Raw genomic sequence first — 8074 nt, 5'->3', positions numbered from 1 at the left:
CAGCTAATCGCTGATAACATTTGACGCAATGCGCAAGAAAAGGGCATCATTTGATGCCCTTTTTGTACGCTTTCGAACCAGAACCTGGCTCATCAGTGATTTTATTTGTCATAATCATTGCTGAGACAGGCTCTGAAGAGGGCGTTAGTCCGAATCTCGCCAGAGCATTTCGGTTTGGTTGCCTCGCTTATGCGGGGCAAAAATGTTTGTCTGAATTCTTGTGACAGGTTGGTTTATGAGTGCGAATACCGAAGCTCAAGGGAGCGGGCGCGGCCTGGAAGCGATGAAGTGGGTTGTTGTTGCAGTACTGCTGCTCGTGGCTATCGTTGGCAACTATCTTTATCGTGACATGATGCTGCCGCTCCGCGCGTTGGCAGTTGTTATTTTGATTGCTGCAGCAGGTGGTGTCGCGCTGTTGACGACGAAGGGTAAAGCGACCGTTGCTTTTGCCCGTGAAGCGAGAACCGAAGTACGTAAAGTGATTTGGCCCACTCGTCAGGAAACATTGCACACCACATTGATCGTGGCTGCCGTAACTGCAGTCATGTCACTGATCCTGTGGGGACTGGATGGTATTCTGGTCCGCCTGGTTTCCTTTATCACTGGCCTGAGGTTCTGAGATGTCTGAAGCTCCTAAAAAGCGCTGGTACGTCGTTCAGGCGTTTTCCGGTTTTGAAGGCCGCGTAGCCACTTCGCTGCGCGAGCATATCAAATTACACAATATGGAAGAGTTGTTTGGCGAAGTCATGGTGCCGACGGAAGAAGTGGTCGAAATCCGTGGTGGTCAGCGTCGCAAAAGCGAACGCAAATTCTTCCCGGGCTACGTCCTTGTCCAGATGGTGATGAATGACGCCAGCTGGCACCTGGTACGCAGCGTTCCGCGCGTAATGGGCTTCATCGGCGGCACGTCCGATCGTCCGGCGCCGATTAGCGATAAAGAAGTGGATGCGATCATGAACCGCCTGCAGCAGGTTGGTGATAAGCCGCGTCCGAAAACACTGTTTGAACCGGGTGAAATGGTCCGCGTTAGCGACGGTCCGTTTGCCGACTTTAACGGTGTGGTTGAAGAGGTGGACTACGAGAAGTCTCGCCTGAAAGTTTCCGTTTCTATCTTCGGTCGTGCGACCCCGGTAGAGCTGGATTTCAGCCAGGTCGAAAAAGCCTAAATATTCGGCGATCAAACGTTGCACAGGGCGCGAAATTGACATACAATTTCGCGCCTTTTGTTTTTATGGGTCTCGTATCCGTAAAACGTATTCAAACACGGGGAGCCTTTCGGGGCGCTATACCCAAACGAGGAAATTTCAATGGCTAAGAAAGTCCAGGCCTACGTCAAGCTGCAGGTTGCAGCTGGCATGGCAAACCCGAGCCCACCGGTAGGTCCGGCTCTGGGTCAGCAGGGTGTTAACATCATGGAATTCTGTAAAGCGTTTAACGCCAAAACTGATTCCATCGAAAAAGGTCTGCCGATTCCGGTTGTTATTACCGTTTACGCTGACCGCTCCTTCACTTTCGTTACCAAAACGCCTCCGGCAGCAGTTCTGCTGAAGAAAGCGGCTGGTATCAAGTCTGGTTCCGGCAAGCCGAACAAAGACAAAGTGGGCAAAGTAACCCGCGCTCAGGTGCAGGAAATTGCTCAGACTAAAGCCGCGGACATGACCGGTGCTGACATTGAAGCGATGACTCGCTCAATCGAAGGTACTGCACGTTCCATGGGCCTGGTAGTGGAGGATTAAGAAATGGCTAAACTGACCAAGCGCATGCGCGTGATCCGTGACAAAGTTGATGCGACCAAACAGTACGACATCAACGAAGCCATTGCTCTGCTGAAAGAGCTGGCCACTGCTAAATTCGTAGAAAGCGTAGACGTTGCTGTTAACCTCGGCATCGACGCGCGTAAATCTGACCAGAACGTACGTGGTGCAACTGTACTGCCGCACGGTACTGGCCGTTCTGTTCGCGTAGCCGTATTTACTCAGGGCCCGAACGCTGAAGCTGCTAAAGCAGCTGGCGCTGAGCTGGTAGGTATGGAAGATCTGGCTGATCAGATCAAAAAAGGCGAAATGAACTTCGACGTAGTTATTGCTTCTCCGGATGCAATGCGCGTTGTTGGCCAGTTGGGCCAGGTTCTGGGTCCGCGTGGCCTGATGCCAAACCCGAAAGTTGGTACCGTAACACCGAACGTTGCTGAAGCGGTTAAAAACGCTAAAGCGGGTCAGGTTCGTTACCGTAACGACAAAAACGGCATCATCCATACCACCATCGGTAAAGTGGATTTCGACGCTGATAAATTGAAAGAAAACCTGGAATCTCTGCTGGTTGCGCTGAAAAAAGCAAAACCGTCTCAGGCGAAAGGCGTGTACATCAAGAAAATTAGCATCTCCACCACCATGGGTGCAGGTGTTGCGGTAGACCAGGCTGGTCTGAACGCAGTAGCGAACTAATATTCGCCTTTACGTGGGTGGTGGATTTGTCTACAATCTTACCCCCACGTTTTGCTAGCGTAAGTTAGCAAGCAAACAGATTTGTTCGTTGGAGCCTGGCCTAATCCAGGCCTCCGTCGAAGACCGCAGGTGTTTCGTAAGAAGCTTAATTCCCTGCGTAGACGGTGACAGAACCTAAAGATTATTTTTAAAGTACTCTTTGGCTTGTTTCTGCTCACCGTATTAAGACGCTCTTTTCATTGAAAAGAGTGAAGTGAGTTCCAGGGCATGAGCCCTGGCAAACATCCAGGAGCAAAGCTAATGGCTTTAAATCTTCAAGACAAACAAGCGATTGTTGCTGAAGTCAGCGAAGTAGCCAAAGGCGCGCTGTCTGCGGTTGTTGCGGATTCCCGTGGCGTTACCGTAGATAAAATGACCGAACTGCGTAAAGCAGGTCGCGAAGCCGGCGTTTACATGCGTGTTGTTCGCAACACCCTGCTGCGCCGTGTTGTTGAAGGTACTCAGTTTGAGTGCCTGAAAGACGCGTTCGTTGGTCCGACCCTGATTGCATATTCTATGGAACACCCGGGCGCTGCTGCTCGTCTGTTCAAAGATTTCGCGAAAGCGAATGCAAAATTTGAGGTCAAAGCCGCTGCCTTTGAAGGTGAGTTGATCCCGGCGTCACAAATCGATCGCCTGGCAACCCTGCCGACCTACGAAGAAGCAATTGCACGCCTGATGGCGACCATGAAAGAAGCCTCTGCTGGCAAACTGGTCCGCACTCTGGCTGCTGTACGCGATGCGAAAGAAGCTGCTTAATCGCAGTTTTCTTTATAAAGCATTTGCTTACGTATAAACTTATTCTGATATTCAGGAACAATTTAAATGTCTATCACTAAAGATCAAATCATTGAAGCAGTTGCCGCTATGTCCGTAATGGACGTTGTAGAACTGATCTCTGCAATGGAAGAAAAATTCGGTGTTTCCGCTGCTGCCGCTGTAGCTGTTGCTGCTGGCCCGGCTGCTGAAGCTGCTGAAGAAAAAACTGAGTTCGACGTAATTCTGAAAGCCGCTGGCGCTAACAAAGTTGCTGTTATCAAAGCAGTACGTGGCGCAACTGGCCTGGGTCTGAAAGAAGCTAAAGACCTGGTAGAATCTGCTCCGGCCGCTCTGAAAGAAGGCGTGAGCAAAGATGACGCTGAAGCTCTGAAAAAATCTCTGGAAGAAGCTGGCGCTGAAGTTGAAGTTAAATAAGCCAACCCTTCCGGTTGCAGCCTGAGAAATTAGGCTGATGGCTGGTGACTTTTTGGTCACCAGCCTTTTTGCGCTGTAGAAGGTACCGGTAGCGTTTCACACTGTTTGACTACCTGTATCCTTTACAATGCTTGTTTCTATCGACGACTTAATATACTGCGACAGAAAGTTCTTTCTGTGTAAATCGCAATGAAATGATTTAAGCGTGATAGCAACAAGCATTGCGGAAAGTGCTCCACTTTCCGGTCTAAAAAAATAGTGTTGCATAAACTGTCCCTTTCGACGGACAGAGTGGGTCGACTTGTCAGCGAGCTGAGGAACCCTATGGTTTACTCCTATACCGAGAAAAAACGTATTCGTAAGGATTTTGGTAAACGTCCACAAGTACTGGATGTCCCATATCTCCTTTCTATCCAGCTTGACTCGTTTCAGAAATTTATCGAGCAAGATCCTGAAGGGCAGTACGGTCTGGAAGCGGCTTTCCGCTCCGTGTTCCCGATTAAGAGCTACAGCGGCAATTCGGAACTGCAATACGTCAGCTACCGTCTTGGCGAACCTGTTTTTGATGTTAAAGAATGTCAGATCCGTGGCGTAACGTATTCCGCTCCGCTGCGTGTAAAACTGCGTCTGGTGATCTACGAGCGCGAAGCGCCGGAAGGCACTGTTAAAGACATTAAAGAACAAGAAGTCTACATGGGCGAAATTCCGCTCATGACAGACAACGGTACCTTTGTTATCAACGGTACTGAGCGTGTTATCGTTTCTCAGCTGCACCGTAGTCCTGGCGTCTTCTTCGACAGCGATAAGGGTAAAACCCACTCATCGGGTAAAGTGCTTTATAACGCACGTATTATTCCTTACCGTGGGTCATGGCTGGACTTCGAGTTCGACCCGAAAGATAACCTCTTCGTGCGTATCGACCGCCGCCGCAAACTGCCGGCGACCATTATTCTGCGCGCGCTGAACTACACCACTGAGCAGATTCTTGATCTGTTCTTTGAAAAAGTTATCTTTGAAATCCGCGACAACAAATTGCAGATGGAACTGGTGCCGGAACGCCTGCGTGGTGAAACTGCATCCTTCGATATCGAAGCAAACGGCAAAATGTATGTTGAAAAAGGCCGCCGCATTACCGCGCGCCATATTCGTCAGCTTGAAAAAGACGAAATTCAACATATTGAAGTACCGGTTGAGTACATCGCAGGTAAAGTTGCCGCTAAAGACTACGTTGACGAATCCACTGGCGAGCTGATCTGCCCGGCAAACATGGAGCTGTCGCTCGATCTGCTGGCGAAGCTGAGCCAGTCTGGTCACAAACGTATCGAAACGCTGTTCACCAACGATCTGGATCACGGTCCGTACATGTCTGAGACGGTACGCGTCGACCCAACCAACGATCGTCTGAGTGCGCTGGTAGAAATCTACCGCATGATGCGCCCGGGTGAACCGCCGACTCGCGAAGCTGCTGAAAGCCTGTTCGAGAACCTGTTCTTCTCCGAAGACCGCTATGATCTCTCTGCGGTAGGTCGCATGAAGTTCAACCGTTCTCTGCTGCGCGATAGCATCGAAGGTTCCGGTATCCTGAGCAAAGAAGACATCATCGAAGTGATGAAAAAGCTCATCGGTATCCGTAACGGCATCGGTGAAGTGGATGATATCGACCACCTCGGCAACCGTCGTATCCGTTCCGTTGGCGAAATGGCGGAAAACCAATTCCGTGTTGGCCTGGTGCGTGTAGAACGTGCGGTGAAAGAGCGTCTGTCTCTGGGCGATCTGGATACCCTGATGCCGCAGGACATGATCAACGCCAAGCCTATCTCTGCCGCAGTGAAAGAGTTCTTCGGTTCCAGCCAGCTGTCGCAGTTTATGGACCAGAACAACCCGCTGTCCGAGATTACGCACAAACGTCGTATCTCTGCACTCGGCCCAGGCGGTTTGACTCGTGAGCGCGCAGGCTTTGAAGTTCGAGACGTTCACCCGACCCACTATGGTCGTGTATGTCCGATCGAAACGCCTGAAGGTCCGAACATTGGTCTTATCAACTCCCTGTCCGTGTACGCACAGACTAACGAATACGGCTTCCTTGAAACCCCGTATCGTAAAGTGACTGATGGCGTGGTGACTGACGAGATTCATTACCTTTCTGCAATTGAAGAAGGTAACTACGTCATCGCTCAGGCGAACACCAACCTGACAGAAGAAGGTCGTTTTGCAGAAGATCTGGTTACCTGCCGCAGCAAAGGCGAATCCAGCCTCTTCAGCGCAGACCAGGTTGACTACATGGACGTATCCACCCAGCAGGTAGTTTCTGTTGGTGCGTCTCTGATCCCGTTCCTGGAACACGATGACGCCAACCGTGCATTGATGGGTGCGAACATGCAACGTCAGGCGGTTCCGACTCTGCGCGCTGACAAGCCGCTGGTTGGTACCGGTATGGAACGTGCTGTTGCCGTTGACTCCGGTGTAACCGCGGTTGCTAAACGTGGCGGTACTGTTCAGTACGTGGATGCCTCTCGTATCGTTATCAAAGTTAACGAAGATGAGATGTACCCGGGTGAAGCAGGTATCGACATCTATAACCTGACCAAATACACCCGTTCTAACCAGAACACCTGTATCAACCAGATGCCGTGTGTTTATCTGGGTGAGCCCATTGAGCGCGGCGACGTGCTGGCAGACGGCCCGTCCACCGACCTCGGTGAACTGGCGCTCGGTCAGAACATGCGCGTAGCGTTCATGCCGTGGAATGGTTACAACTTCGAAGACTCCATCCTCGTCTCCGAGCGTGTGGTTCAGGAAGATCGTTTCACCACTATTCACATCCAGGAACTGGCATGTGTGTCCCGTGACACCAAGCTGGGGCCAGAAGAGATCACCGCAGACATCCCGAACGTGGGTGAAGCCGCGCTCTCCAAACTGGATGAATCCGGTATCGTTTACATCGGTGCAGAAGTGACTGGCGGCGACATTCTGGTGGGCAAGGTAACGCCGAAAGGTGAAACCCAGCTGACGCCGGAAGAGAAACTGCTGCGCGCGATCTTTGGTGAGAAAGCGTCTGACGTTAAAGACTCTTCTCTGCGCGTACCGAACGGTGTTTCCGGTACCGTTATCGACGTTCAGGTCTTTACCCGCGATGGTGTGGAAAAAGACAAACGTGCGCTGGAAATCGAAGAGATGCAGCTCAAACAGGCGAAGAAAGATTTGTCTGAAGAACTGCAGATCCTCGAAGCTGGCCTGTTTAGCCGTATCCACAGCGTGCTGGTTTCCGGCGGTGTTGAAGCTGACAAGCTCGACAAACTGCCGCGCGACCGCTGGCTGGAACTCGGCCTGACCGACGAAGCGAAACAAAATCAGCTGGAACAACTGGCTGAGCAGTATGACGAACTGAAACACGAGTTCGAGAAAAAACTCGAAGCGAAACGCCGCAAAATCACTCAGGGCGATGATCTGGCACCGGGCGTGCTGAAAATCGTTAAGGTTTATCTGGCCGTTAAACGTCAGATCCAGCCTGGTGATAAGATGGCAGGTCGTCACGGTAACAAGGGTGTTATCTCTAAGATCAACCCGATCGAAGATATGCCATACGATGAAAACGGCACGCCGGTTGATATCGTACTGAACCCGCTGGGCGTACCGTCTCGTATGAACATCGGTCAGATCCTTGAAACCCACCTGGGTATGGCTGCGAAAGGTATTGGCGACAAAATCAACGCCATGCTGAAACAGCAGCAAGAAGTCGCGAAACTGCGCGAGTTCATCCAGCGTGCATACGATCTGGGCGCTGATGTTCGTCAGAAAGTCGACCTGAGCACCTTCAGCGATGAGGAAGTTCTGCGTCTGGCGGAAAACCTGCGTAAAGGCATGCCTATCGCAACGCCGGTCTTCGATGGTGCGAAAGAGTCTGAAATCAAGGAACTGTTACAGCTGGGTGGCCTGCCGACTTCCGGTCAGATCACACTGTTCGACGGTCGTACCGGTGAGCAATTCGAGCGCCAGGTTACCGTTGGCTACATGTACATGCTGAAACTGAACCACCTGGTTGATGACAAAATGCATGCGCGTTCTACCGGTTCTTACAGCCTGGTTACTCAGCAGCCGCTGGGTGGTAAGGCGCAGTTCGGTGGTCAGCGCTTCGGGGAGATGGAAGTGTGGGCGCTGGAAGCATACGGCGCGGCATACACCCTGCAGGAAATGCTCACCGTTAAATCTGATGACGTGAACGGTCGTACCAAGATGTATAAAAACATCGTGGACGGCAACCATCAGATGGAACCGGGTATGCCAGAGTCCTTCAACGTACTGTTGAAAGAGATTCGTTCGCTGGGTATCAACATCGAGCTGGAAGACGAGTAACTCTCGCTCAAACAGGTCACTGGTGCCGGGTTAATCCCCGGCAC

Annotated in this window: 7 protein-coding genes; all 7 read left to right on the top strand. The window is 51.4% G+C overall.

Going from position 1 to position 8074, the window contains the following annotated elements; translation table 11 throughout:
- The first annotated feature begins 235 nt into the window (after positions 1-235).
- Positions 236-619, top strand: a complete 384-nt coding sequence (gene secE / locus E0L21_RS23180; protein ID WP_003033128.1) for a preprotein translocase subunit SecE — start codon at positions 236-238, stop codon at positions 617-619.
- 1 nt (position 620) lies between these two features.
- Positions 621-1166: a transcription termination/antitermination protein NusG gene (gene nusG / locus E0L21_RS23175; RefSeq protein WP_006816549.1), complete on the top strand. Its 546-nt coding sequence runs from the start codon at positions 621-623 to the stop codon at positions 1164-1166.
- Positions 1167-1307: 141 nt separating this feature from the next.
- Entirely contained in the window at positions 1308-1736 is a 429-nt protein-coding gene (rplK, locus tag E0L21_RS23170) for a 50S ribosomal protein L11 (protein ID WP_002438627.1), read from the top strand.
- A gap of 3 nt (positions 1737-1739) precedes the next feature.
- Positions 1740-2444 carry a 50S ribosomal protein L1 gene (rplA, locus tag E0L21_RS23165; RefSeq protein WP_131413620.1) on the top strand — a complete coding sequence of 235 codons (705 nt, stop codon included), beginning with the start codon at positions 1740-1742 and terminating at the stop codon, positions 2442-2444.
- A 300-nt stretch (positions 2445-2744) separates the two neighbouring features.
- Positions 2745-3242: a 50S ribosomal protein L10 gene (gene rplJ / locus E0L21_RS23160; RefSeq protein WP_007704673.1), complete on the top strand. Its 498-nt coding sequence runs from the start codon at positions 2745-2747 to the stop codon at positions 3240-3242.
- Between the two features lie 66 nt (positions 3243-3308).
- Positions 3309-3677, top strand: coding sequence for a 50S ribosomal protein L7/L12 (gene rplL / locus E0L21_RS23155; protein ID WP_035890291.1), 369 nt, complete (start codon positions 3309-3311; stop codon positions 3675-3677).
- Positions 3678-4001: 324 nt separating this feature from the next.
- A complete protein-coding gene (gene rpoB / locus E0L21_RS23150) occupies positions 4002-8030 on the top strand; it encodes a DNA-directed RNA polymerase subunit beta (RefSeq protein WP_131413619.1) in 4029 nt (1342 codons plus the stop codon).
- Positions 8031-8074: the final 44 nt, after the last annotated feature.

It is taken from the genome of Kosakonia quasisacchari (genome assembly GCF_004331415.1).
GTDB lineage: Bacteria > Pseudomonadota > Gammaproteobacteria > Enterobacterales > Enterobacteriaceae > Kosakonia > Kosakonia quasisacchari.
This window is presented reverse-complemented; position numbering and strand designations above follow the sequence as displayed.

What these genes read in the sequence shown, in the direction of transcription:
- secE (WP_003033128.1), top strand. Translation starts at nt 236, where the DNA reads ATGAGTGCGAATACCGAAGCTCAAGGGAGCGGGCGCGGCCTGGAAGCG.
- nusG (WP_006816549.1), top strand. Translation starts at nt 621, where the DNA reads ATGTCTGAAGCTCCTAAAAAGCGCTGGTACGTCGTTCAGGCGTTTTCC.
- rplK (WP_002438627.1), top strand. Translation starts at nt 1,308, where the DNA reads ATGGCTAAGAAAGTCCAGGCCTACGTCAAGCTGCAGGTTGCAGCTGGC.
- rplA (WP_131413620.1), top strand. Translation starts at nt 1,740, where the DNA reads ATGGCTAAACTGACCAAGCGCATGCGCGTGATCCGTGACAAAGTTGAT.
- rplJ (WP_007704673.1), top strand. Translation starts at nt 2,745, where the DNA reads ATGGCTTTAAATCTTCAAGACAAACAAGCGATTGTTGCTGAAGTCAGC.
- rplL (WP_035890291.1), top strand. Translation starts at nt 3,309, where the DNA reads ATGTCTATCACTAAAGATCAAATCATTGAAGCAGTTGCCGCTATGTCC.
- rpoB (WP_131413619.1), top strand. Translation starts at nt 4,002, where the DNA reads ATGGTTTACTCCTATACCGAGAAAAAACGTATTCGTAAGGATTTTGGT.